The organism is Nonomuraea sp. NPDC050547, assembly GCF_044457345.1.
Taxonomy (GTDB): Bacteria; Actinomycetota; Actinomycetes; order Streptosporangiales; family Streptosporangiaceae; genus Nonomuraea.
The window spans coordinates 238,159-260,861 of sequence record NZ_JBITGW010000009.1; the positions used below are offsets into that span (position 1 = coordinate 238,159).

Here is a 22,703-nt window from a genome sequence, read left to right on the forward strand (position 1 = left end):
TTCATCGCTCAAGCCGGATGTATGGGGAGATGAGATGATCAAGAAGCTTGTCGCGATCTGCGCGGGAGCCCTTGTGGGGGCCGCGGTGTTGGTCGGTGGTAGTGGGGCGGCTCTGGCCGACTCGGACAAGTGCTATCCGTCCAAGCCCAACTGGGTCTGCTCGGGGAGCTACGGCTCCGGGCAGACCGAGGCGTGGATCTGCCGGCGGTCCTGTGAGCGTGAGGCCAACCTGGTCGCCGGAGTTCGGTACACCGACGAGGGGGATGTCGTCGAGGTGTTCGACAACGGTGGCAAGGCGCCTGTCGCCTACGTGAAGGTTGCCGGGAGCGGGACCGCGACCTTCTACGGCGAAGGCAGGTACAAGCAGAACTACACGGAGGGCAAGAAGATCTGGGTGAAGGTGTGCAGTTCGTCCTCGTCCAACCGTGCCTGCACTGACTTCAGCCCTGCCGGGCGTACCTGATGGTGTTCCAAGACGCCGATGTCATGTAGGTCGTCTCTTGGCTGATCCACTACTGGGGGACGCGACGGGGATCTCTAGGACGGTGGCGTGGGTGCCGTCGGCGTCGATGAGGTGGTCTTCCAGTGTGGGGCCGGTGATGGCGAGGTTGTGGCGGGTCAGCCAGGCGAACAGGTCCTGACCGGCGTGTACGACACCTGCCGAGGGTGGGACGACGGCTCGGATCACGGTGCGTACGGGCAGGGTGAGATGGTCGGCGGCCCGATCGGTGGCTATCGCGGCGTGGAAGGCGCCCGTCGGTCGCTCCCTGAGCCAGGTCAGCAGGGTCGCGGGTGGGGACGGGCAGAGGGTGGTCAGTTCGGATGGGTGGGTGAGGCGCGTGTGGTGGACGCGTAGCCGGCGCGGGGGCACCGTCGCCTGCTGAGGCAGGATCGACATCGGGACGGCGAGGTGGTCTTCGGCTTGGGCCGCGGTGGCGGCCAGGGCGGCTATGTCGTCGCGGATGTTGGTCACGATGTCGGTCAGTGCCTGTCGCAGCTGGGAATCGGGGGCTTCCAGGAGGTCGGCTATCTGGCGTAGGGGCAGGCCGAGGCGTTGGAGGCCGCGGATGCGTTCCAGCCGGGACAGCTCGGCCACGCCGTACCAGCGATAGCCCGTCGTGCGGTCGACCGCGGCGGGAACGAGCAGCCCGATCTTGTCGTAGTGGCGCAACGTGCGTTCGGAGACGCCGACCATACGCGCCAGTTTCCCGATTCGCCACATCGCGTCACCTTTCCCCGGCCTGTTGACTTTGTCCCTGCGGCAGAGTTTTAGCGTCACCGTCATGACCGATGCGAACGCTCGCGGCCGGCTCATTGGCGCGCTGTTGCTGACCTCGTTGGTAGCCATGGTCGCTGGTGCGGCCGCCGTGGTGCCATCGGGGTTGTCCCTGAGTCCGGCCGACCCCACCGCTGCGCTGAAGGCGGTGGGTCAGCAGGTCGGGCTGCATCTGACCGAGCTGGCTCTCGATGTGCTGGGCTGGCTGGCGTTGACCGCGGCCGGGCTGGTCGTGGCGGCCGGTCCGGCTCAGGCGTACCTGGAGACCCTCGCCGGTGGTCTGCTGGCGGGAGCTGGGCTGGCGGGGCTGCTTCATGACGGTGGAAACCTGGCCATGACGCAGCTGGCCGCCCGGCCTGCGGATCCGGCCGTCGCCACCGTGGCCCTGGCGGTGCTGCTCACCGCTAAATGGCTGGTCAACCTTGCCGGACTGCTGTGGGTGGCCGCGACCGTCGCTGGGGTGGTGGGGCTCGCTCTGCCTGCTTGGCTTCGGGCTGTCGGTGTAGGAGCGGCGCTCGCCGGGCTGGTCGCGGTCGCGCTTCCTTGGACGACCGGGACCGGCGGAGCTTCGGTGGCGCTGGAGCGGCTCGGCTATGCGCTCCTCCTGCCGATCATGATCTGGTACGGGATCCTGGGGTGGCGGTATCTGGTTGGTCGTCTTCTCTGAGTGAAGGTCGCGAAGCGGAGCTGGTACGGCGGGCGTTGTTCCGTCGCAGGGATGAGGCGCACGTGACCGAGCGGACCGATTGGGCTGATCTGCGGGACCGGCGACTGGCTGAGCCCAGGGCGGCAGCGCCGCGCACGATCAAAGCGCTCGCGCGAAGCGCGGCTTACTGGTGGGACTCCGATTGTCCAACCGCTGAAGCGGGTGACTGGAGCGGCTGTGGATGGGAGCGAGATAACGCTAAGTGGCCGAATGCCTACAATCGCCTGGCTGTAGAGGACCCTGGCCATAGCATCGTTGCTATGGCTTGGGGTAGCGTGGAGCTGGAACCGGAAGTCCGGGAGTGGCTTGAGAAGCTCTCGGCAGAGTCGTTCGCGCGAGCGGCTTTCTCTATCGACCTGCTGGCGGCGGAAGGCCCGTCGCTGGGAGAACCGTACACGCGACAGCTCGATGGAAAGCTGCGCGAGCTGCGGTTCTACCTTGATGAGCTGACAATGCGAATCACCTACTGGATCGCTCCGGACCGGAGGATCATCCTTCTGACCGTCTTCCACAAAACGCGAATGAGGGAAGATCGAGAAGTGGACCGAGCGCGGCGGGCGTTGTTCCGTTGTAAGGATGAGGCGCACTCGGCGGACGAGGAGTGGTGATGACCGAGCGGAGCGACTGGGCTGATCTGCGGGACCGACGACTGCGTGAGCCCGGGGCGGCGGAGGCCTACGATGCTGCCCATCTCGCCTTTGAGCTGGGCCGGGCGGTTAGAGAGATGCGGGAATCTCGTGGGTGGAGCCAGAGTGAACTGGCTCGTGCGGCTGACATGACACAGTCGGTCGTGGCTCGGTTCGAAGGAGGAGGCACCGTCCCGACGTTGCCGGTTCTTGGGCGACTGGCCAGGGCTCTGGACGCCGATCTGGAGGTACGCATCAGTCCGCGTGCGCCTGCGGCCTGAGGTTGATTTGTTGGGCGTTGGCCGGGGGCACTCGGTACGTTCGGCGCATTGACCTGCTGCCGGAAAGCGCTAGCACGGTCAAAGCGTGCGGAGCGGAGCTCCTTGCCCTTCTATTCGCCCCAGGAGTGGTTGAGGTGGGTGGCCACTGCGGCTTGGGCGGCTTCTGCCGGGCCGGTGGCTATCGCGTCCAGGAGGTCTCGGTGTTCGGCGATCAGGCGGTCGCGGTCCTTGTAGACCTCGCGTAGGCGGACCACCCCGAGCTGGGTTTCGGCGGCCAGGGCGCTGTAGAGGCGTTCCAGGCGGGGGCTGCCCACCGCCTCTATCAGCGCCTGGTGCAACGCCATGTGTTCGGCCACTATCGCGGACCACGGGGCTTCTTCCGGGAGGGACTCCAGTCTCGCCAGCGCTGATTCCGCCGCCTCCACCCTCCGGCCGGCCAATGCTCTGGCCATCAGGTCTTCCAAGGGGCGGCGGACGTACATGAGGTCGCTCAGGTCTTCCAGGGTGACCAGGCGGACCTGGGCGCTGCGGTTGCGTTCGCGGCGGAGCAGGCCCTCGTGGACCAGTACGGCCAGGGCCTCGCGGACCGTCGGGCGGGCCACGCCATAGGTTGCCGCGATCTCCAGTTCGGGGAGGGAGGCGCCGGGTGCCAGTTCGCCGGACAGGATTCGGCCGCGTAGCGCTTCGGCCAGCGCGTCGACGGTGGACACGGGTCTGAACGGCACCATGGCACTCTAGCGGCTCACCGTACGGGGTTCGGGAAGGGCTACGGTCACCAGGCTGATCGCCAGGAGGGCCAGGCCGAGGATGGAGAGCAGGGCCAGGTGTTCGCCCAGGACCACCACGCCCAGAAGGGCGGCCACCGCGGGTTCGGCCAGGGCCAGGGTGGCGGCTGTGGCCACCGGGGTGGTGCGCAGGCCTCTGCCGTACAGGAAGTAGGCGAATGCGGTGGTGCCGAGGCCCAGGTACAGGACGGCCGCCAGGCTGGTCGGGGTGGTGAGCCAGTCCATGCCCTGCCACAGGAGGATGGGGAGCATGATCGCGGCGGCGCCGCCGAACAGGACGCCCATCACGGCGTTGGACGGCAGGCCCTGGGAGATGGCGCGGGCGGCGGTGACGGCGTAATAGGCGTAGACGAGGCCGCCCGCCAGGGCGAACAGGATGCCGGAGAGCACCTGTCCGCCGGCCTGGGCGCCGCCGCCGGCGATGAGGGCCGCGCAGCCGGCGATCGCGGCGGTCGTGGCGGCCGACCAGCGTGCGCTGGGGCGCCGGCCGTGGAGCAGCCAGGACAGCAGGCCGGTGAAGACGGGGCCGCTGCCGATGGCGACGACGCTGCCGATGGCGACGCCGGTGCGGCTGATGGCCGCGAAGAAGCACAGCTGGTACGCCGCCACCGCCACCGCGCCCAGCAGAAGGCCTGGGCGAAGGGCGGATCTCAGTTCCGACGAGGCCAGCAGGGCCAGCGCCGCGCCGCCGATGACCAGGCGGGCGGCGGCCAGCGCCACCGAGTCGGCGGAGACGAGGAGGCCGGCGGTGCCTGCCGTACCCCAGAGGACGGCGGCGCCGACGACGGCGGACGGACCATTGCGCATACCAGGATTGTCTGACAAACAGACAATCCTGTCCAGGGGATCAGGTGGCGGGAGTGACGTCGCTGATCTACGCTCAGGTGCGTGGACAGCGAGAGTCTGGCCGCGGCCGCCCTGCTCTCGGCGCTGAGCCGGGCCGCGGGAACCCTCGCCGAGCTGCGTCATCCGTTCGTGCGGAGCGCCCCGTTCACCTACCTCGCCCCACCCGCCGGTGCGGTCGCCGGGACCGTCTTCACGCTGCCCGACGGGCGGGAGGTGCGCTTCGCCGTCTCGGTCGCGGTGGCCGACGGCGCGTACCGCGTGGACGGCGAGGTGGTCGCGGAGGACGAGCCGCTCGTCGAACTGCCGCGCAAGAGCGTGCCGACGGTGGAGGAGGCGCTGGTCCTGCTGGATGAGTACACGATCGAGGTGACCGGGCCCGCGGTGCGGCTGCTCGACCGGTTATTGGAGGATCTGCGCTAGTCGGTGGCCAGGCGGGCGTGGCGTTCGACGTCGTAGCGGACGCCGTCGTAGCTGAGCTTGGCGCGTTCGATGCCCTCGGCGAGGAATCCGGCCTTGAGGGCGACCTTGCAGGAGGCGGGGTTGTTGACACGGTGGCCGAGTTCGAGGCGGAACAGGCCGCGCTCCTTGAACGCCCAGTCGGCCAGCATGGAGGTGGCGATGGCGGCCACGCCCCTGCCGCGGAATTCGGGGACGGTCCAGTAGGAGACCCAGCCGTTGAGGTGGCGGTCGATGCCGGTGACGGCGACGTTGCCCGCGACCTGGCCGTCCAGTGTCACGGCGAACGCGTGCCCGACCCCTTCCCAGGCGGCGATCCAGCCCTGGGCGTCCTTGAGGGTGATCATGGGCCACGGCGCCTGCCGGCGCATGTCCTCGGACTGAAAGGCCTGGAGCACCGCGGGGGTGTCCGCGTCGCGCCACTCTCGCAGCTCTATCCCTGTCAAGAAATATCCCCCCTACTGCCGACATATACCGATATACCCCATCACAGCGTCGACTTGAGCGGTCGCTCAGCCCCATCTACGCTTGGAAACCCGAAGAGGAGTGCCGCTGCCGATGTCCACCACCACCCGCGCCAAGCTGCTCGACGCGGCCCTGGCGACGCTGCGCGTCCAGGGCATCGCAGGCGTCTCCGCCCGCACGATCGCCGCCACGGCCGGGGTCAACCAGGCGCTGGTGTTCTACCACTTCGGCAGTGTCGACCAACTGCTCGCCGAGGCGTGCGAGAACGGCTCCACCGAGCGGGTGGCCCACTACCGCGAGCGCTTCGCCGCCGTCACGACCCTGGCCGAACTGCTCGCACTCGGCCGCGCCATCCACGACGAGGAGCAGGAGTCCGGCAACATCGCCGTGCTCGCGCAACTACTGGCCGGCAGCCAGACCGACGCCAAGCTGGCCCCCGCGACCGCGGCCGGTCTCCACCTGTGGGTCGAGGAGCTGGAGCGGACGCTGGCGCGGGTGCTGGGCGAGACGCCGCTGGCCGAACTGGTGGACGTGTCCGGGCTGGCGCGCTCGGTCGCCGCCGCGTTCATCGGACTGGAACTGTATGAGGGGGTCGACGCCGACGGCGCCGCGAAGGCGCTGGACTCGCTCGAACAGCTCGCCGTCCTGGTGAGCGTCCTGGACGAGATGGGCCCTCTGGTACGGCGGGCCGTACGGGGCAGGCTGCGCAAGGCGGCGACCCGAGGATGATCGGGCCGGAGGTCCGGCGCTACCTCTCGATCGCCGACCGCCTGCTCCCCGGCAGGATCACCGGCTTCTACGTGGTCGGCTCCACCGCGTTGGGCGCCTTCCGCCGGGGCCGCAGCGACATCGACTTCGTGGCCGTCACCGAGGGCGCGATCAGCCTGCCCCGCCTGCGCGCCCTGCAATGGACGGCCAACACCCCGGCCGGCCTGCGCCAGCTCGCCCGCGGTAACTGGGCGATCCCGGGCACCGTCAACGGCGTGTTCGTCCCCCGCGAGGAACTCACCCGGCCCGTCACCCAGATCAGGCCCGTCGCCTCCCACAGCGGTTCCGGCTTCCGGGCCGGCGCCGCCTTCGACGTGAACCCGGTCACCTGGAAGATCCTGCGCGAACACGGCATCGCGGTGCGCGGCGCCGAGCCTGCGGAGCTGGGCCTCGACCCGGAGCCCGCGCGGCTGAAGGAGTGGAACCTCGCGAACCTGCGCGGCTACTGGAAGGGCCTGGCGGAGCGGACGGCCCGCCGCGCGAAGCCGTCGCTGACCGGACGGAGAACGGGCATGGCCTGGACGGCGCTGGGACCGCCGCGGCTGCATCACACGATCGCCACCGGCGGAGTGATCTCGAAGGAGGCCGCCGGTGAGTACGCGCTCGACGTCTTCGACGCCCGCTGGCACCCCTTCCTGCGCGGCGCCCTCGCCTACTGGCGCGGCGGCCCGCCCGCCGCCGTGCGCCCCCGCGAGGCCGCGGACTTCGTGCTCGACGTGATCGCCGACGCCGAGCGGCTGTCGAGCGGCGGCTCGGGGCTCGGGTAGTCCTTCAGCTCGATGTCCGTGGCCGCCCGGTCGCCGATCTTCGTCATCGCCCGCAGCAGGAAGCGGTACTTGAAGATCCAGTTGCGCATTCTGATTCCGCGCCTGGTGGTCGGCGCCAGGAACGTGCCCGCGTTGCCGGTACGCGCGATCTTGGCGTAGCCGAGGAAGGCGTCCTCATAGGCCTGGTAGGCGGCCCGGTACTCGCCGCCGGCCGCGGCCAGCTCGCCCGCCAGCATGTACGCCGCGACCATCGCCAGACCGGTGCCGAACCCGCCCAGCGTGTTGCCGTAGGCGGCGTCGCCGATCAGCACCACGCGGCCCCTGGCGTAGTGGTCGAGGCGGACCTGGCTGATGGAGTCGAGGTAGACGTCGCCGGCCGCGGCCACGATCTCCGCCCCCCGCCAGCCGATGCCGCGGTAGGCCTCCGCCAGGACCCGCTTCATGTCCTCGGCCGAGTGGCGGTCGAAGGACAGCTCACCGGAGGCGAAGACGAAGAGCGCCCCCGCCTTCGGCCCACCCGAGGCGATCATGCGACCAGGCTCGTTGTACATCTGCGCCGGCCCGTCGAACCGCTGCGGCAGATCGGCCAGCGCGTAGTAGTGGCCGAGATGGGTGACGTAGTCGGACTCGGGGCCGAAGGCCAGCCTGCGCACGTTGGAGTGGATGCCGTCCGCGCCCACGACCAGGTCGTAGGTGCGCGGCGTGCTCCGCTCGAAGGTGACGTGCACGCCGCCCTCGGTCTCGGTCAGCGACGTGATCGAGTCGCCGAAGACGTAGCGCGCGCCGGCCGCCACGCTGACGTCGTACAGGATGCGGGACAGGTCGCCGCGCCCGATCTCGAGGTCGCCGCCGGTGAAGGAACCGGGTATCACCGCCAGCTCACGCCCGGCGGCGTCGACGATCTGCTGGTCGGTGCCGCCGGTCTGGTGCCGCGACACCTCCCGCAGGATGCCCGTGCGCTCCAGCACGAGCCGGTGCGTCTCACCCTTGAAGTCGACGGCCTGGCCGCCGGGGCGCAGCACGGGCGACTTCTCGACGACGGTCACGTTGAAGCCGCGGCGGGCCAGCCAGTAGGCGAGTGCGGGGCCGCCGATGCTCGCGCCGGAGATGAGGATGTTGCTGTTCTTCATGTCCACGAGCTTCGGCGGGGGCGCTGACAGTCCGGCGACGGCCGGCTGACGGTCACGACAGCACTGTCAGCGCCTCGTTCCTGCTCAGCGCCGCGCCCTTCGCGTACTGCGCGGCGAACCGCTCGGCGCCGATCGCCCGCGTCGCCGCCGCGGCCACGTCGGCCACGGCGCGGTCGCCGGTGACGGCCATGCCGCGCAGCGTCGCGGCAGCGCCCAGGAGGTAGGCGGCACGCTCCGCCGTACCGTCGAGAAGGGCCAGGTCGGCGTGGCCCTCGACCACGGTGGCCAGGTCGCCGGCCAGCGAGCGCGAGATGCCCGTGAGCGCCTCGGCGTGCAGCGCGCGTGCCCGCGCGTGGTCGCCGTCCCGCACGGCCAGGCGCGCGAGGGCGGTCTGCGCGTGCGGCCGCAGGCCCTCGGTGACGAAGACGCCGGGCTGGGCGACGGCCAGCGCGCTCTCGTAGTGCGCGCGGGCCGCGGCCGGGTCACCGCGCCGGTCGGCCAGCTCGCCCAGCGTGAACTCCACGATCGCCGGCCGCCCGGTCATGCGGGCCAGCTCGGCGGCTCTGGCCAGGTCAGCGGCGGCCGCGTCCTGGTCGCCCTCGCGCATGAGCCCGCTGGCCCGGCGGCACAGGATGTCCACGACCTCGTCGTCCGCGCCCAGCTCGCCGATCAGGTCGAGTGCCCGCTGCCACAGCTCGCGCGCCCGCGCCCATTCGCCGCGCCAGCTCGCCAGCGTCGCCAGCGACTCCAGGCCCTGCGCCATGCCCCACCGCTCGCCCAGGGCGGTGAAGCTGGCAAGCGCCGTCTCCAGCCCGCGCTCGGCCTCGGCCAGCCGCCCGTCGAGCTGGTCGACCAGCGCCTCGCCGAGCACGGCCACCGCCCTGCTCCACGGCTCGGGACCGAGCATCCGCCCCCGCCGCCTCCGGTCGACGCCGGGACTGCCGGGCCCAGCGACCATGCCCCACAGGACGGTCCCGAACGGGTGGCGCAGCGTGCGGTCCAGCACGTTCATGATCGCCTCCGCCCGAGCCCACTGCTCCTCCCGCACATCCGGTACGGCCAGCAGCACGCACAGCACGTACTCCTCAACCAGCTCGGCAGGAGGCTCACCCACCCGGTCGAGCAGCTCCCGCGCCGACGCGGCGGCCTGCCCGCGCCGCCCGCTCAGGAACCAGTAGGCCGCCTGCGCCCCGACCAGCCGCAGCCCCGTTCCCGGATCGTGGCGTACGGCGTGCCGCAGCGCCGCCTGGAGGTTGGCCTGCTCGGCGGAGAGCCGGGCCAGCCAGTCGAGCTGCTCGGCCCGCAGCAGCCAGGGATCGGCCTCCCGCACCAGTTCCAGGAAATACGCGGCATGCACGTCCCGGGCGGGATCGCCGGCCTCTTCCAGCTTCTCCGCGCAGAACAGGCGGACCGTCTCGAACATCCGGTACCGGCCGTCGGCCGCCTCCACGAAGGACTTGTCCACCAGATCGGCGAGCACCTCGCCGTCGCCGCAGACCCGCTCGACGGCCTCCAGCCCGGCCCCGCCGGCGAACACGCTCAGCCTCCTGGCCACCACCTGCTCCTCGTGGCTGAGCAGGCTCCAGCTCCAGTCGACGACGGCGCGCAGCGTCCGGTGCCTGGCCGCGGCGGTCCGGTCGCCGCGGGAGAGCAGCTTGAACCGGCCGTGCTCGGCCAGCCGGGCGGCGATCTCCGCCACGGTGAAGGAGCGCAGGCGCGCCGCCGCCAGTTCGATCGCCAGCGGCGAGCCGTCGAGCGCCGTGCAGATCTCCACCACCTCTGGTCCCGGCTCGAACCCGGGGCGCACGGCCAGGGCCCGCTCGGTGAACAGCCGCACGGCCGGGGCCCGCGTCCACTCGCCCGGCTCCGCGCCGGCGACCGGAAGCGCCAGCGGGGCCAGCGGGACCAGTACCTCGCCGGTCAGCCCGAGCGGCTCGCGGCCGGTGGCCAGGACCGACAGCTTCGGGCAGGCGTCGAGCAGCCGTCTGGTCAGCAGCGCGGCCGCGGCGACGACGTGCTCGCAGTTGTCCAGGACGAGTAGCAGGTCCCGGTCGGCCAGCGCGGACACGACCCGCTCCACGGGGTCCGGCGGCTGGAGCAGCCCCAGCCCGGTCTCGCGCACGCCCAGCGCGCCCATCACCGCGTGCGGGACCAGCCCGGCATCGGCCACCGCCGACAGGTCGACGAAGCAGACGTCCCGGCCGCCCCGCCGGGCCGACTCCACCGCCAGGCGGGTCTTGCCGGTGCCGCCCGGCCCGGTGATCGTGACCAGCCGGGCGGCGGCCAGGGCGGTGAGCCGGTCCAGCTCGGCCTCGCGGCCGACGAAGCTGGTCAAGGGGGCGGGTAGCCGCAGGCTGGCGCGAGGGGCGTCGGCGCGCAGCATCGCCACGTGGAGTCCGGCCAGCTCGGGCGAGGGGTCGGCGCCCAGCTCGTCGGCCAGCAACCGGCGCCCCTCCTCGTAGACCTCCAGGGCCGCGGCCTGCTGGCCGCCCGCGTGCAGCGCGCGCATGAGCTGGCCGCGCAGCCGCTCGCGCAGCGGGTGCGCGGAGACGAGCTGCCTCAGGGAGCCGACCGAGGTGCCCGCGGGGAGGGCCAGTTCGGCCTCGATCAGGTCTTCCGTCGCGGCCAGCCGTACCTCGTCGAGGCGGGCGATCTGCGCGCCGGCGTGGGCCACTTCCGGCAGGGCGGGGCCGCGCCACAGCGCGAGGGCCTCCCGGAGCGTGGCGGCGGCGCGCTCCGGCTGGGCGGCGGCCAGCAGCGCGCGGCCGTCGGCGGCCAGGTGCTCGAAGCGGTGGGCGTCCACGTCGTCGGGGTCGACCGCGAGCCGGTAGCCGCTGCCGTGGAACTCGATCAGGTCGGGCGGGAGCTGCCGCCGCAACCGGGAGACGTGGGCCTGGATCGCGTTGACCGCGCCGGCCGGCGGGTCCTCGCCCCACTGGCCGTCGATGAGACGCTCGGTGCTGACCAGCCTGCCCGCGTCCAGAAGGAGGAGAGCCAGCAGCGCTCTGGGGCGGGGGCCGCCGAGCGCGACGGGTTCGCCATCCTCGCCCCTGACCTCCAACGGCCCCAGGACTCCGAACCGGGGAGCCGACATGCCTCCAGCCTACTGACTGCTATAAATCCCCAATGGCGAAGTTCGGTGGTGTCGTGCGGCTTGGGCTGTTCCGCGTCGCCGCTCCCTGGCTCAAGCGCGGTAAGGCGGCGCGCAAGGGCAGGCGCCCGCAGATGGCGGCCGGGCCCGGCCGGGTTCCGCCCCGGGTGCCGGGTCGTGGCCCTGTGCCGCTGGCGAACATCCGCCCACGGCAGATCGACCAGTTCGAGCGCGCCGTGGCGCCGGTGTCGGCCGCGGACCAGGCCCTGATGCGGGCGGCGCACCAGGAGATCGCCCGCCTCCAGAGGGCGGCGGGCGACGGGCCGCTGTCGCGCATGAAGATCCGGGAGATGCTGGAGCGCATCAACCCGACCAGGAGCCTCAGAAACTGTCCCGAGACGGCCCTGGCCGTGGACGACGTGCTGGCCAGGCGGGTCGCGGTCGCCGGTCCGCTTCGGGGCTCGCCGATGGGCGAGGCCCGGGGCGTCCTGCAGAGGAGGGCGATCGAGGGCTCGACGCGGAGCGACTCCCTCGACCCCGTGGCGCGGACGATCGCCGCCAACCCGGGATCGCGCGGCATCATCATGGCGAGCGGCGGCAACGGCAACGCCCACATCTACAATGTCGCCAACGTCAACGGCAGGGTGCTCTACCTGGACGGGCAGTCCAGGCTGGTGTCGCCGGTCAATACCCACACCCAGTTCAGCTCGTTCGAGTTCTTCCGCACCGCGTGAGGAGGCGGCCATCGATGATCGGCAGAGAGGCGGCCGAGCGCGCCGCGCGCGACTTCGTCGCCAGGGAGTTCCCGGACCTGGACGGCGCCGAGGAGGTCGCCGTCGACGACGCGGCCACGATCGAGAAGCCCTACGGGTGGCTGTTCACCTATACGACGGTGTCCTACCTGCGTACCCGCGAGCCCGGCGAGGGTCTGGCCGGTGCCGGGCCGTTGCTGGTGCTGCGCGAGGACGGGCGGATCATCGACTTCCCGTCCTTCCACACCCGCGAGTCCGCGCTGGAGGCCTACGAGAGCGGGCAGGCGCCCTGAGCCTCAGCCGCCGATGACCCCGTTCATCGCGATGGTGACGCACAGGTCGAGCAGGCGCCCGGTGATCTCCATGATGATCGGCATGCGCGCCGTCGAGGCGCCCATCGTGGCCGGGGCCGCGGCGATGGCGATCTGGAGCTGGATGACGAGCTGGATCAGCTGGACGATGAAGTTGATCTTCAGGATGAGGACGATCGCGGCCAGGACCATCAGCCCGAGGCCGATGACGCCGGCGCCGGTCGTGCCGTCGCGCAGGTTGCCCTGAGGGGAGTCCCCGGCGTTCCACGCCTGGCGGAAGGCGGTGACGCCGTCGCCCTTCTGCTCCGCCCACACCCCCGCCGCCGGGGTCTCGCTCTTGTTCACCGCCGTGCCCATGTCCCGGCCCAGCGCCATCCAGGCGAGGCCGATCTTGAACAGGTACTCCTCGTCGGTCATCGGCCAGTGGCGGCCCAGCGAGTACATGACCTTGCCGAGCCCGGCCGGGGGCTGCATCCCCATGACGTCTACCCGAGCAGTTTCTTGACGTTGTTGATCTCGATGAGATTCAGCTCTTCGCCCATTTGCTGGTTCGCCCCCATGGTCTCGATGTCCGCGGCGACGGCCTTCAGATCGTCGGTGTTCTCGCTGTAGGAGCCGAACGCCATCTCGTGGATGGCCGCGTAGACGGCGCCGATGAGCATGCCGAGGTCGTCGCCGCCGAGGGCGCCGCCGTCGCCTTCGACCTCGCGGCGGAAGGCGTCCAGCTGCGCCCGCAGCTCGTCGGCCGAGGCACCGACCTCGCCGGCCGCGCCGTACGTCCGCGCGGGTCTGTGCAGGCTGTCTTCCACGGCCACCTCCCTAGTCCGGACCCCGGACGCTGGACATGATGTCGCGCAGCGCCCGCGTGGCCCGGTGCATCTGGTCGAGGCTGAGGTCCTGGAGCTGGCGAGCCCGCCGGTCGAGGTCCTCACGGTGCAGGCCGGCCGCCGCCTCGCTCTCGGCACGCTGGGCCCGCAGGTCGGCGAACGCCTCGTTGACGGCGGTGCGCAGATGCCCGGCCAGCTCGTGCGTACCGGCGGACATCGCCTTCGCCCCGATCTCCAAGGCGTCCAGGCGGCCGTCGGCCGCGAGCGCGCGTACCTGGCCGTCGAGCGCGAGGCCCTCGCCGCGCGGCGGCTCGATCGGCCGCTCCTGTCCCTCGGCCGCCACGTCCAGGTAGGCCTGGGTGAGTTCGAGGAGCTGGTCGAGGCCGAGGCTGCGCGTGTCGGCCGCGCCCTCGACCCGGGTACGGCCGTGCAGCTCGGCCATCGCAGAGGCGATGCCGCGGGCGATCGTGTCCATCTGGAACAGGGCCTCGTCGCGCGCCTGGCGCAACATCTGTGACATGGCCGCCAGGTCGGGGACGTCGGGAGCGCCGTGGGCGCCGCGCGCCTGCCCGATCGCCGCGTTGACGGCCCCGAGCACCAGCTCCGCCACCTCGTCCGGCGGCAGCCGCAGAAGGCGGGGGTCCAGCCTGATGCTCTCGACGGCGCCGCGTCCGACGGTGACGCGCACCCGGCCGTCCTCGCTCGTGCCTTCGCCGTACGGCGCCGCGTCCGCCTCACCCGTCCGCAACGCGTCGATCAGCGCGCGGGTGTCGGCCATCAGCCGATCGAGTTCCGTGTCGTCAAGAGGCTCCGGCACCGGACAGACATTACCTCAGCTAGACAAAGGCCGCTTCTCACCTTCGATACGGCAAATGTCGGACGGCTCTGCTAGACCTGTGGGCATGGGCGTAACCGTTGACGAGTTCCTGGAGATGCTGCGGCGGCTGCCCGAGCACGAGCTCGGCGACGGCGGCGAGTGGACCAGCGTGAAGGTCCACGGACGCGGGTTCGGCTACCTGTGGGAGCGCACGGAGACGGTCGGGCTCAAGGCCACCATCGAGGAGCAGCTCGCGCTCGTGGCCGAGCGGCCCGAGGTGTTCGAGGTGCAGTTCACCGCGGGGCGGTTCGGCTGGGTCGTCGTGCACCTCGACCGGATCGACGCCGAGGAGCTGTGGGAGCTGGTCGCCGAGGCGTGGTGCCTGACGGCGCCGCAGGAGATGGTGACGGCGTTCGAGGCCACCCTGGGGCTCATCGACAGCCCATGATCGCCGGTACGCGATTGCCGGTGGTCCCATAAGCACCTATAAGCGCAGGCCCTTGCGGGACGAGGCCCCGAGTCGCGAGAATCGCGCCCATGCACGGCAACCCGATGCCGGACTCCTACGTGTACGTGACCGAGGAGGGCGTCACCCGTCACTACGCCGACGGCAGCGTCGAGGCGCTGGCGTGGGAGGACGTGGTCGAGGTGAGGGTTGTCACCGAGCCCGGGGCCGACGTCCTCTACATCTTGCTGGATCGCGACGGCGAGGGCTGCGTCGTGCCGAGGTCGGCGACCGATGCGACGTTCCTTGCGCGCCTGCGGTATCTGCCGGATTTCGATCTTGATCGACTGGCCGTCGCGGCGGAGTCGGTGCAGGACGGGATTGTGGTCGTGTGGCGCAGTCCGGATCCGCCGTCCGCATTGCCAGATCTTGAGTATGACTAGCTCCTGAATTCTGGCGCTATCGCTGGGTTTCCAGTGGTCAAACAGACATTTCTCCTGCTCCTCGCTGCATCTTTGGATCGTTCCGTCAAGGTCAGAAATCTGCGCCCCGGCGTCCGATTGTGGACATAGTGCGTTATTCCCCAGCATGGAATCGATCTTTACTCTTTAGTGGGGGCCGCCGCCCTTGAGTTCATGTGGGATGTGGGTAAACCCATGCGCTTCAAGGAACGTCACGTTATTGCGGTGCCGAGAGTTGCAGGTGGGGTGTTATGAGGGTGGGGATAGGGGAGTCCGATGTCGTGCTCCTCCATGCCGTGCCGCGTCACGCATCCAGTATCTGGACGCGGGCGTATCTACGGCTCTTATTACTGGGCGACGTCGCCTGTGCGGTGGCCTGCTGTGCCTTCGTGTTCGGGGTGCGGCTGGGCTTCGGCGCGTACATTCCGGCGGAGGAGTTCGCGCTGGGCATCGGGCTGCTGGTGGCCTGGCCGCTGGCCCTGATGCTGGGCGGCGCGTACCGTCAGCGAGCCCACGGCGAGGGCACTGACGAGTTCCGCGCGGTGTTCAACGGCGGTGTCGGGCTGATGGCCGCTGTGGCCATCGGCGCCTACGCCACCCAGACGGCCGTCGCCAGAAGCTTCGTCATGGCCACGCTGCCGCTGGCCATCATGACGACGCTGTTCTTCCGCTACCGCATGCGCAAACGCCTGCACAGCAGGCGGGCGGTCGGCGACTACATGCGCCACGTCATCGCGGTCGGCCATCGGGAGGCCGTGATCGACCTGGTGGTGACCTTCCGCCGCCAGCCGCACCACGGCATGGTGGTCGTGGGCGCGTGCCTGCCGCCCGGCGCGATGGACGCCGATCTCGAGGGGACGCCGGTGCTCGGCTCCTTCACCGAGGTGGCCGACGTCGTGGCGAAGGTCGGGGCGGACGCCGTCGCGGTGCTGGCCTGTCCCGAACTCGACGGGACGACCCTGCGCAGGATGGCGTGGAGCCTGGAGACGGCCAAGACCGATCTGTTCGTGGCTCCGGCGCTCATGGAAGTGGCCGGGCCGCGCATCAGCATCCGGCCGGTCGCCGGGATGCCGCTGCTGCACGTGGAGCACCCGGAGTTCGGCGGGGCCAAGCGGGTGGTGAAGAACGCCTTCGACCGGGTGGTCGCGGCGCTGGCGGTGCTGCTGCTGTCGATTCCGCTGCTGGGCATCGCGCTCGCGATCCGGCTGACCAGTCCCGGGCCCGCGTTGTTCCGCCAGACGCGGGTGGGCAGGGACGGCACGACCTTCAAGGTCCTGAAATTTCGGACCATGGTGGTAAACGCGGAGCAACTCAAGGACACGCTTCTCGACGAGAACGAGTTCGACGGCGTGCTCTTCAAGATTAGGAACGATCCACGGATCACCCGGGTGGGCGCCTTCCTGCGCCGATACTCCATCGACGAGCTGCCCCAGTTGCTCAACGTCGTCGCCGGGGACATGTCGCTGGTCGGCCCGCGCCCGCCGCTGCCGGAAGAGGTCGCCAGATACGGCATAGACGTCCGCCGGCGCCTGGTCGTCAAGCCGGGTATGACCGGATTGTGGCAGGTCAGTGGCCGTTCCGACCTAACCTGGGAGGAGTCGGTACGGCTCGACCTCAGGTACGTCGAGAATTGGTCGCTCATTCTCGACCTGCAGATCCTCTGGAAGACCTGGTCGGTCGTCACCCGTGGAGAAGGGGCCTACTAGCCGTGAAAGCACTCGTCCTCGCCGGAGGGTCGGGGACCCGGCTCAGGCCGATCACCCACACCTCGGCCAAGCAACTGGTGCCCGTCGCCAACAAGCCGGTCCTGTTCTACGGGCTGGAGGCGATCGCCGCGGCGGGCATCCGTGAGCTGGGCATCGTGGTCGGTGACACGCACGCCGAGATCGAGGCGGCCGTCGGCGACGGCTCCGCGTTCGGGCTGGAGGTCACCTACCTGCGGCAGGAGGCGCCGCTCGGGCTGGCGCACGCGGTGCTGATCGCCCGCGACTTCCTGGGCGACGACGACTTCGTCATGTACCTGGGCGACAACTTCCTCGTCGGCGGCATCAACGACATCGTGTCCGGATTTATGGCCAGAAAGCCGGACGCGCAGATCATGCTGACCCGCGTCGGCGACCCCCGCCAGTTCGGCGTCGCCGAACTCAATCCCGACGGCGGCGTCAAGAGCCTGGAGGAGAAGCCGCAGCACCCCAAGAGCGACCTGGCCCTGGTCGGCGTCTACCTCTTCACCGCCGCCGTGCACGAGGCGGTGGCCGAGCTCAAACCGTCCTGGCGCGGCGAGCTGGAGATCACCGACGCCATCCAATGGCTCATCGACCGCGGCTACCACGTCGAGTCCACGACCGTCACCGGCTACTGGAAGGACACCGGCAACGTCGAGGACATGCTGGAGGTCAACCGGCTGGTCCTGGAGTCGATGGAGCCGGCCGTACAGGGGGAGAGCGTGGACAGCGAGCTCATCGGCCGGGTGCGGCTGGAGGCCGGCGCCCGCGTGGAGCGCTCGCGCATCGTCGGGCCCGCCGTCATCGGGGCGGGCGCGCGCGTCGCCGACAGCTACGTCGGCCCCTTCACCTCGATCGGCGCCGACTGCGTCATCGCCGACAGCGAGATCGAGTACTCCATCGTGCTGCCCAGAGCCTCCATCGAGGGCGTGCGCCGCATCGAGGCCTCACTCATCGGCCACGACGTCCAGGTCACACCCGCCCCGAACACCCCCAGAGCCCACCGCCTCGTGCTGGGCGATCACAGCAAGGTGCAGATCCATGACCGAACGTAGTGAGGGAACCATTAGGCGCAGCATGAATGTCACGATGACGACGAAGTCGGCATAGTGAAGATCCTCATCACTGGGGGTGCGGGGTTCATCGGCTCGGCGTACGCGCGCATGTGCGTGGACGACCGGGCCGAGATCACCGTCCTCGACAAGCTCACCTACGCCGGCGACCGGCGCAACCTCGACGAGGTGCGCCACACGTTCGTCCACGGTGACATCTGCGACGGCGCCCTGCTCGACGAGGTGGTGCCCGGCCACGACCTGGTGGTGAACTTCGCCGCCGAGTCGCACGTGGACCGCTCTATCGACGGTGCCGCCGAGTTCGTGCGCACCAACGTGCTCGGCACCCAGACGCTGCTCGACGCCTGTCTCAGAGCCGGTACGCGCAAGGTGGTCCAGGTCTCCACCGACGAGGTCTACGGCTCGGTGGACATCGGCTCGTGGACCGAGGACGCGCCGTTGCAGCCCCGCTCGCCGTACGCGGCGGCGAAGGCCGGCGGCGACCTGATCGCCCGCGCCTACGCCATCACCCACGGCCTGGACGTCTCCATCACCCGCTGCGGCAACAACTACGGCCCACGCCAGTACCCGGAGAAGCTCATCCCGCTCTTCGTGACGAATCTGCTCAATGGCAAGAAGGTCCCGCTGTACGGCGACGGCGGCAACGTCCGCGACTGGGTCCATGTGAGCGACCACTGCGCCGGCATCCGGCTCGTGGCGGAAAAGGGCGAGCCTGGCGAGGTCTACCACATCGCCGGCACCGCCGAACTGACCAACGTGGAGCTGACCGGCCGCCTGCTCGACGCCTGCGGCAAGGACTGGGACATGGTCGAGTACGTGAGCGACCGCAAGGGCCACGACCGGCGCTACTCGCTCGACGACGCGAAGCTGCGCGCGCTCGGCTACCGGCCCGAGGTCGCCTTCGACCAGGGTCTGAAGGACACCGTCCGCTGGTACGCCGAGCACGGGGACCGGTGGAACGACTGATGCGCTGGCTGATCACCGGTGGCGGCGGCATGCTCGCCACCGACGTGCTGGAGCGGATCGCGCTCACCGGGGAGCCGGTGCTCGCGCTCACCCGCGCCGACCTCGACCTGTGCGAGCCGCGCGCGGTGCGCGACTTCATCGGCGCCTACCGGCCCAGAGTGGTGGTCAACTGCGCCGCCTGGACGGCCGTGGACGACGCCGAGAAGCACGAGGACGAGGCCATGGCGGTCAACGGCAGGGCGGTCGAGGTGCTGGCCGACGCCTGCGTGCGGGCCGGGGCGCGATTAGTCCAGCTTTCGACGGACTACGTCTTCGACGGGCGGTCGGCGCGGCCGTACCGGGAGGACGACGAACCGCATCCACTCAACGCCTACGGGCGCGGCAAGCTCGCCGGCGAGGTCGCGGCCGCCGGGCACTACGTGGTCCGCACCGCCTGGCTGTACGGCGCCGCCGGCCGTAACTTCGTCAAGACCATGATCCGCCTGGCCGGTGAACGCGAGTTCGTGAACGTGGTCGACGACCAGCGCGGCCAGCCCACCTGGACCGCCGACCTGGCCGACTACCTGGTCCGGCTGGCCCAGTCGGACCAGCCGCCGGGCGTCTACCACGGCACCAGCGCCGGCGAGACCACCTGGTACGGCTTCGCCCGCGAGATCTTCACGCTGCTCGGCACGAGCCCCGACCGGGTCAGGCCGATCACCACGGCCGACTACCCGATGCCCGCCGCGCGCCCTGCCAACAGCCTGCTCGCCTGCACCAGAGGCGAGCCGCTGCGCGACTGGCGAGCCGCGCTGCACGCCGCCTGGCCGGTGCTGGCCACGAGAGCTGGTCGTCAGTGCAGTCCCGCGTAGAACTTCTGGCACGCGGCGTAGGAAGGCAGCAGCCCGGACTCCAGCGCCGCCTTCAGCGTGGGCGCGGCCGCGTCCTTGTCCGACAGCAGCGGCTCGTCGACCGGCCACGTGATGCCCAGGTCGGGGTCGAGGGGGTGGACGCCGTGCTCGCCGCCCGGGTTGTAGCCGGAGGAGCACAGGTAGAGCACCGTGGCCTGCTCGCTCAGCGCGAGGAAGGCGTGGCCGAGCCCTTCCGCGATGAGCACGGCCCTGCGCTCGTCGGAGTCGAGCCGCACGGCCTCCCACCGGCCGAAGTCCGGGGAGCCCTCGCGCAGGTCCACGACGACGTCGAGGATCGCGCCGGACACGCACATCACGTATTTCGCCTGTCCGGGAGGCACGTCGGCGAAGTGCACGCCCCGCAGGACGCCCGCCTTGGAGACCGAGCAGTTGACCTGCACGGTCTCGAAGGGCCTGGGCAGGTCGGCGGTTCGGTAGGCCTCCAGGAAGGCGCCGCGAGGGTCGGCGTGGACGCGCGGGGTGAACTCCCACGCACCGTCGATGCTCAGGGGCTTCATGGGGCGCAGCATCACACAAACACTCCTGAAAGGGCTAGGTCGAAGTGACCACCGTCTACTCCGCGGGCAGCAGCTGTAACGATCCGTCCGCTATGTCCGACGAACACGCGGGAGTGAGCTGAAATGATCGTTTGTCGTCTGTGCGGGTCGGGGGCGATGGCCGGCGTCGTGGACCTCGGCGCGACGCCGCCGTGCGAGCTGTTCCTCACCGCCGACCGCCTCGACCAGCCCGAGCAGACCTTCCCGCTGCACCTGCGGGTGTGCACGGACTGCTGGCTGGCCCAGCTCCCGCCGCTGATCACCCCCGAGGACACCTTCACCGAGTACGCGTACTTCTCCTCCTACTCCTCCTCCTGGGTGGAGCACGCCCGCCGCTTCGTCGACGGGCTGACGCTCTGGCCGGACTCGTTCGTGGTGGAGGTGGCCAGCAACGACGGCTACCTCCTGCAGCACGTGGTCGAGCGCGGGGTGCGCTGCCTGGGCATCGAGCCGTCGGCCAACGTGGGCGCGGCCGCGGTGGAGAAGGGCGTGCCGACGCTCACCGAGTTCCTCTCGCCCGAGGTGGGGCGGCGGGTGCGCGAGGAGCACGGCCCCGCCGACGTGGTCGTCGCCAACAACGTCTACGCGCACATCCCGGACGTGGTCGGGTTCACCCAGGGCCTGCGGGCGCTGGTGGCCGACGACGGCCTGGTCGCGATCGAGGTGCAGCACCTGCTCACGCTCATGGAGCTGAACCAGTACGACACGATCTACCACGAGCACTTCCAGTACTACACGGTCGCCTCGGCGCAGCGCGCGCTGGCCAGTGGCGGGCTCACGCTGGTGGACGTGGAGCTGCTGCCGACGCACGGCGGCTCGATCCGGCTGTGGGCGAAGCCGTCGGGCGAGCCGTCGGAGCGGGTGGCGGACGTCCTGGCGCGGGAGAAGGCCGCCGGACTGCATGAGATCTCCGGGTACGCGAACTTCGCGGCCCGCGTCGCCAAGGTCCGGCGCGACCTGCTGCGCTTCCTCATCGACGCCGCCGACGCGGGCAAGACCGTCGTCGGGTACGGCGCGCCGGGCAAGGGCAACACCCTGCTCAACCACTGCGGCATCCGGCCGGACCTGCTGGCGTACACGGTGGATCGCAACCCGTACAAGCATGGCAGGTTCACCCCCGGCAGCCGGATCCCGATCCTGCCTCCGGAGGCGATCGAGACCGACCGGCCTGACTACGTGCTGGTCCTGCCGTGGAACCTGCGTGACGAGCTGGTCGAGCAGCTCTCCTTCGTCCGCGAGTGGGGTGGCCGGCTGGTCTTCCCGATCCCCAGGCTGGAGGTCGTCGAGTGAAGGTCGTCCTGTTCTGCGGAGGGCGCGGCACCCGCATGCGGCACGAGGGCGTGGGCGGCGACATCCCCAAGCCCATGCAGCTCGTCGGTCCCCGGCCGCTGCTGTGGCATGTGATGCGCTACTACGCGCACTTCGGTCACAAGGACTTCATCCTGTGTCTGGGCTACGGCGCCCAGCACATCAAGGACTTCTTCCTGACCTACCAGTTCGCGCTGCGCGACGGCACCGTCGAGATGCTGGAGACGGACATCTCCGACTGGCGCATCTCGCTGGTGGACACCGGCCTCGACTCGCCGATCGGCGAGCGGCTGCGCCGGGTGCGCGAGCGGCTGGACGGCGATGAGATGTTCCTGGCCAACTACGCCGACGTGGTGGCCGACGCGCCGCTACCCAAGATCATCGACAGCTTCGCCGCCTCCGGCGCGGGCGCGTCCATGATGGTGGTCCCGCCGACGTCCAACACCTTCCACGTCATCGAGATGGGCGAGGAGGGCCTGGTCGGCGGCATCACCCCGGTCAGCGAGATGCCGCTGTGGATCAACGGCGGCTTCTTCGTGCTGCGCCAGGAGATCTTCGACCACATCCCGGAGGGCGGCGACCTGGTCGCCGACGGCTGCATGGAGCTGGCCAAGCGCGGCCGCCTCCTGGCCTACCGGCACCGCGGCTACTGGCGTCCGAGCGACACCGTCAACCAGCGCCTGGAGCTGGACAACTCGTGGAGCCGGGGCGAGCGTCCGTGGGCGCTGTGGGAAGCATGATCGGACTCAGGCCCGGCCGAGCCGGGCGGATCGTGGCACTCGGCGCCCATTGCGACGACCTCGCGATCGGCGCCGGCGCCACGCTGCTCACGCTGGGCGCGACCCGCGTGGACGCGCTCGTCCTGTCCGGCGGCGGCACCTCCAGGGAGGACGAGGAGCGGGCCGCGCTGAAGGCGCTCTGCCCCGAGGCCGAGGTGCACGTCACCGTCCTGGACATCCCGGACGGCCGGCTGCCCGCCCACTGGGAGCGCGCCAAGAACGCGCTGGAGGACCTGCGCGCCGCCACCGACCCCGACCTGATCCTGGCCCCCTGGACGGGCGACGCCCACCAGGACCACCGGGGCCTGGCCCAGCTCGTGCCGACGACGTTCCGCGACCACCTCACGCTGGGCTACGAGATCGCCAAGTGGGACGGCGACATGGGCCGCCCCAACGCCTACCATCCGATCGCGCCCGAGCTGGCCGAGCGCAAGATAGACCTGCTTCACCTGCTCTACCCCTCGCAGCGCGGGCGTGCCTGGTTCGACCGCGAGGCCTTCCTCGGCCTGATGCGCCTTCGCGGCATCGAGTGCAACAGCCGCTACGCCGAGGCCTTCCATGTGAACAAGCTGACGATCGACCTGGCTGGAGACTGA

General features: G+C 70.5%; 28 protein-coding genes. 18 read left to right on the forward strand and 10 right to left on the reverse strand.

Annotation, left to right across the window (positions count from 1 at the left end; translation table 11 throughout):
• Positions 1–34: 34 nt before the first annotated feature.
• Positions 35–463 (forward strand): hypothetical protein, encoded by a 429-nt coding sequence (locus ACIBHY_RS23765; protein ID WP_397247694.1) that lies wholly within the window; start codon positions 35–37, stop codon positions 461–463.
• Positions 464–484: 21 nt separating this feature from the next.
• On the opposite strand, the gene ACIBHY_RS23770 is transcribed toward ACIBHY_RS23765, so the two are convergent.
• Positions 485–1,222, reverse strand: a complete 738-nt coding sequence (locus ACIBHY_RS23770) for a MerR family transcriptional regulator (RefSeq protein WP_397247696.1) — start codon at positions 1,220–1,222, stop codon at positions 485–487.
• Between the two features lie 61 nt (positions 1,223–1,283).
• On the opposite strand from ACIBHY_RS23770, the gene ACIBHY_RS23775 reads away from it, so the two are divergent.
• From ACIBHY_RS23775 to ACIBHY_RS23785, 3 genes are all read left to right on the forward strand, one after another.
• A complete protein-coding gene (locus tag ACIBHY_RS23775) occupies positions 1,284–1,943 on the forward strand; it encodes a hypothetical protein (RefSeq protein WP_397307719.1) in 660 nt (219 codons plus the stop codon).
• Between the two features lie 299 nt (positions 1,944–2,242).
• Positions 2,243–2,590, forward strand: coding sequence for a type II toxin-antitoxin system RelE/ParE family toxin (locus ACIBHY_RS23780; protein ID WP_397307720.1), 348 nt, complete (start codon positions 2,243–2,245; stop codon positions 2,588–2,590).
• Positions 2,590–2,889 carry a multiprotein-bridging factor 1 family protein gene (locus tag ACIBHY_RS23785; RefSeq protein ID WP_397247702.1) on the forward strand — a complete coding sequence of 100 codons (300 nt, stop codon included), beginning with the start codon at positions 2,590–2,592 and terminating at the stop codon, positions 2,887–2,889. The genes ACIBHY_RS23780 and ACIBHY_RS23785 overlap by 1 nt, the downstream gene beginning before the upstream one ends.
• 110 nt (positions 2,890–2,999) lie before the next feature.
• Here the strand turns inward: ACIBHY_RS23785 and ACIBHY_RS23790 are convergent, their stop codons facing one another.
• Both ACIBHY_RS23790 and ACIBHY_RS23795 read right to left on the reverse strand, forming a co-directional pair.
• Entirely contained in the window at positions 3,000–3,599 is a 600-nt protein-coding gene (locus ACIBHY_RS23790; RefSeq protein ID WP_397247704.1) for a GntR family transcriptional regulator, read from the reverse strand.
• Positions 3,600–3,623: 24 nt separating this feature from the next.
• Entirely contained in the window at positions 3,624–4,481 is an 858-nt protein-coding gene (locus ACIBHY_RS23795) for a DMT family transporter (protein ID WP_397247706.1), read from the reverse strand.
• Positions 4,482–4,562: 81 nt separating this feature from the next.
• Between ACIBHY_RS23795 and ACIBHY_RS23800 the strand changes: the two genes are divergently transcribed.
• The gene (locus tag ACIBHY_RS23800; RefSeq protein ID WP_397247708.1) at positions 4,563–4,940 is read left to right on the forward strand and encodes a hypothetical protein; all 378 of its coding nucleotides are present in this window, start codon (positions 4,563–4,565) and stop codon (positions 4,938–4,940) included.
• Here the strand turns inward: ACIBHY_RS23800 and ACIBHY_RS23805 are convergent.
• On the reverse strand, positions 4,937–5,422 hold the full coding sequence (locus ACIBHY_RS23805) for a GNAT family N-acetyltransferase (RefSeq protein WP_397247710.1): 486 nt from the start codon (positions 5,420–5,422) through the stop codon (positions 4,937–4,939). The two genes, ACIBHY_RS23800 and ACIBHY_RS23805, sit on opposite strands and share 4 nt — an antisense overlap.
• A 112-nt stretch (positions 5,423–5,534) precedes the next feature.
• On the opposite strand from ACIBHY_RS23805, the gene ACIBHY_RS23810 reads away from it, so the two are divergent.
• Both ACIBHY_RS23810 and ACIBHY_RS23815 read left to right on the forward strand, forming a co-directional pair.
• Entirely contained in the window at positions 5,535–6,170 is a 636-nt protein-coding gene (locus tag ACIBHY_RS23810) for a TetR/AcrR family transcriptional regulator (RefSeq protein WP_397247712.1), read from the forward strand.
• A complete protein-coding gene (locus tag ACIBHY_RS23815) occupies positions 6,167–6,976 on the forward strand; it encodes a nucleotidyltransferase domain-containing protein (RefSeq protein ID WP_397307721.1) in 810 nt (269 codons plus the stop codon). The genes ACIBHY_RS23810 and ACIBHY_RS23815 overlap by 4 nt, the downstream gene beginning before the upstream one ends.
• On the opposite strand, the gene ACIBHY_RS23820 is transcribed toward ACIBHY_RS23815, so the two are convergent.
• Together ACIBHY_RS23820 and ACIBHY_RS23825 are read right to left on the reverse strand one after the other, a co-directional pair.
• Entirely contained in the window at positions 6,862–8,106 is a 1,245-nt protein-coding gene (locus tag ACIBHY_RS23820) for an FAD-dependent monooxygenase (RefSeq protein WP_397307722.1), read from the reverse strand. The two genes, ACIBHY_RS23815 and ACIBHY_RS23820, sit on opposite strands and share 115 nt — an antisense overlap.
• A 52-nt stretch (positions 8,107–8,158) precedes the next feature.
• Entirely contained in the window at positions 8,159–11,200 is a 3,042-nt protein-coding gene (locus ACIBHY_RS23825) for a BTAD domain-containing putative transcriptional regulator (protein ID WP_397307723.1), read from the reverse strand.
• A gap of 32 nt (positions 11,201–11,232) precedes the next feature.
• Between ACIBHY_RS23825 and ACIBHY_RS23830 the strand changes: the two genes are divergently transcribed.
• A complete protein-coding gene (locus ACIBHY_RS23830) occupies positions 11,233–11,931 on the forward strand; it encodes a toxin glutamine deamidase domain-containing protein (protein ID WP_397247720.1) in 699 nt (232 codons plus the stop codon).
• Positions 11,932–11,945: 14 nt separating this feature from the next.
• On the forward strand, positions 11,946–12,242 hold the full coding sequence (locus ACIBHY_RS23835; RefSeq protein WP_397247722.1) for a YrhB domain-containing protein: 297 nt from the start codon (positions 11,946–11,948) through the stop codon (positions 12,240–12,242).
• 3 nt (positions 12,243–12,245) lie between these two features.
• Here ACIBHY_RS23835 and ACIBHY_RS23840 read toward each other — a convergent pair whose 3' ends face one another.
• From ACIBHY_RS23840 to ACIBHY_RS23850, 3 genes are read right to left on the reverse strand one after another with little or no spacing between them, the layout of a single operon-like run.
• Positions 12,246–12,740 carry a hypothetical protein gene (locus tag ACIBHY_RS23840; RefSeq protein WP_397247724.1) on the reverse strand — a complete coding sequence of 165 codons (495 nt, stop codon included), beginning with the start codon at positions 12,738–12,740 and terminating at the stop codon, positions 12,246–12,248.
• A 5-nt stretch (positions 12,741–12,745) separates the two neighbouring features.
• Positions 12,746–13,069 (reverse strand): hypothetical protein, encoded by a 324-nt coding sequence (locus ACIBHY_RS23845; RefSeq protein WP_397307724.1) that lies wholly within the window; start codon positions 13,067–13,069, stop codon positions 12,746–12,748.
• Positions 13,070–13,079: 10 nt separating this feature from the next.
• Positions 13,080–13,904 carry a YbaB/EbfC family nucleoid-associated protein gene (locus tag ACIBHY_RS23850; protein WP_397247728.1) on the reverse strand — a complete coding sequence of 275 codons (825 nt, stop codon included), beginning with the start codon at positions 13,902–13,904 and terminating at the stop codon, positions 13,080–13,082.
• Between the two features lie 85 nt (positions 13,905–13,989).
• Here ACIBHY_RS23850 and ACIBHY_RS23855 point away from each other — a divergent pair, with 85 nt between their 5' ends.
• The 6 genes from ACIBHY_RS23855 (at position 13,990) to rfbD (ending at position 19,424) form a co-directional block, all read left to right on the forward strand.
• Positions 13,990–14,352 (forward strand): MmcQ/YjbR family DNA-binding protein, encoded by a 363-nt coding sequence (locus tag ACIBHY_RS23855; protein ID WP_397247730.1) that lies wholly within the window; start codon positions 13,990–13,992, stop codon positions 14,350–14,352.
• A gap of 89 nt (positions 14,353–14,441) precedes the next feature.
• Positions 14,442–14,792, forward strand: a complete 351-nt coding sequence (locus ACIBHY_RS23860; RefSeq protein WP_397247732.1) for a hypothetical protein — start codon at positions 14,442–14,444, stop codon at positions 14,790–14,792.
• Positions 14,793–15,061: 269 nt separating this feature from the next.
• Entirely contained in the window at positions 15,062–16,516 is a 1,455-nt protein-coding gene (locus ACIBHY_RS23865) for a sugar transferase (protein WP_397307725.1), read from the forward strand.
• 2 nt (positions 16,517–16,518) lie between these two features.
• Positions 16,519–17,589: a glucose-1-phosphate thymidylyltransferase gene (locus ACIBHY_RS23870; protein WP_397247736.1), complete on the forward strand. Its 1,071-nt coding sequence runs from the start codon at positions 16,519–16,521 to the stop codon at positions 17,587–17,589.
• Between the two features lie 54 nt (positions 17,590–17,643).
• Positions 17,644–18,573: a dTDP-glucose 4,6-dehydratase gene (gene rfbB / locus ACIBHY_RS23875; protein ID WP_397307726.1), complete on the forward strand. Its 930-nt coding sequence runs from the start codon at positions 17,644–17,646 to the stop codon at positions 18,571–18,573.
• A complete protein-coding gene (rfbD, locus tag ACIBHY_RS23880) occupies positions 18,573–19,424 on the forward strand; it encodes a dTDP-4-dehydrorhamnose reductase (RefSeq protein WP_397247740.1) in 852 nt (283 codons plus the stop codon). Before rfbB ends, rfbD begins: the two co-directional genes overlap by 1 nt.
• Here the strand turns inward: rfbD and ACIBHY_RS23885 are convergent.
• Entirely contained in the window at positions 19,406–19,981 is a 576-nt protein-coding gene (locus ACIBHY_RS23885; RefSeq protein WP_397307727.1) for a dTDP-4-dehydrorhamnose 3,5-epimerase family protein, read from the reverse strand. The two genes, rfbD and ACIBHY_RS23885, sit on opposite strands and share 19 nt — an antisense overlap.
• A gap of 123 nt (positions 19,982–20,104) precedes the next feature.
• Between ACIBHY_RS23885 and ACIBHY_RS23890 the strand changes: the two genes are divergently transcribed.
• The 3 genes from ACIBHY_RS23890 to ACIBHY_RS23900 are packed head-to-tail and all read left to right on the forward strand — an operon-like array spanning position 20,105 to position 22,703.
• Entirely contained in the window at positions 20,105–21,310 is a 1,206-nt protein-coding gene (locus tag ACIBHY_RS23890) for a class I SAM-dependent methyltransferase (RefSeq protein ID WP_184958545.1), read from the forward strand.
• Positions 21,307–22,068 (forward strand): glucose-1-phosphate cytidylyltransferase, encoded by a 762-nt coding sequence (locus ACIBHY_RS23895; RefSeq protein ID WP_379639470.1) that lies wholly within the window; start codon positions 21,307–21,309, stop codon positions 22,066–22,068. Before ACIBHY_RS23890 ends, ACIBHY_RS23895 begins: the two co-directional genes overlap by 4 nt.
• Positions 22,065–22,703 carry a PIG-L deacetylase family protein gene (locus tag ACIBHY_RS23900; protein WP_397247744.1) on the forward strand — a complete coding sequence of 213 codons (639 nt, stop codon included), beginning with the start codon at positions 22,065–22,067 and terminating at the stop codon, positions 22,701–22,703. Before ACIBHY_RS23895 ends, ACIBHY_RS23900 begins: the two co-directional genes overlap by 4 nt.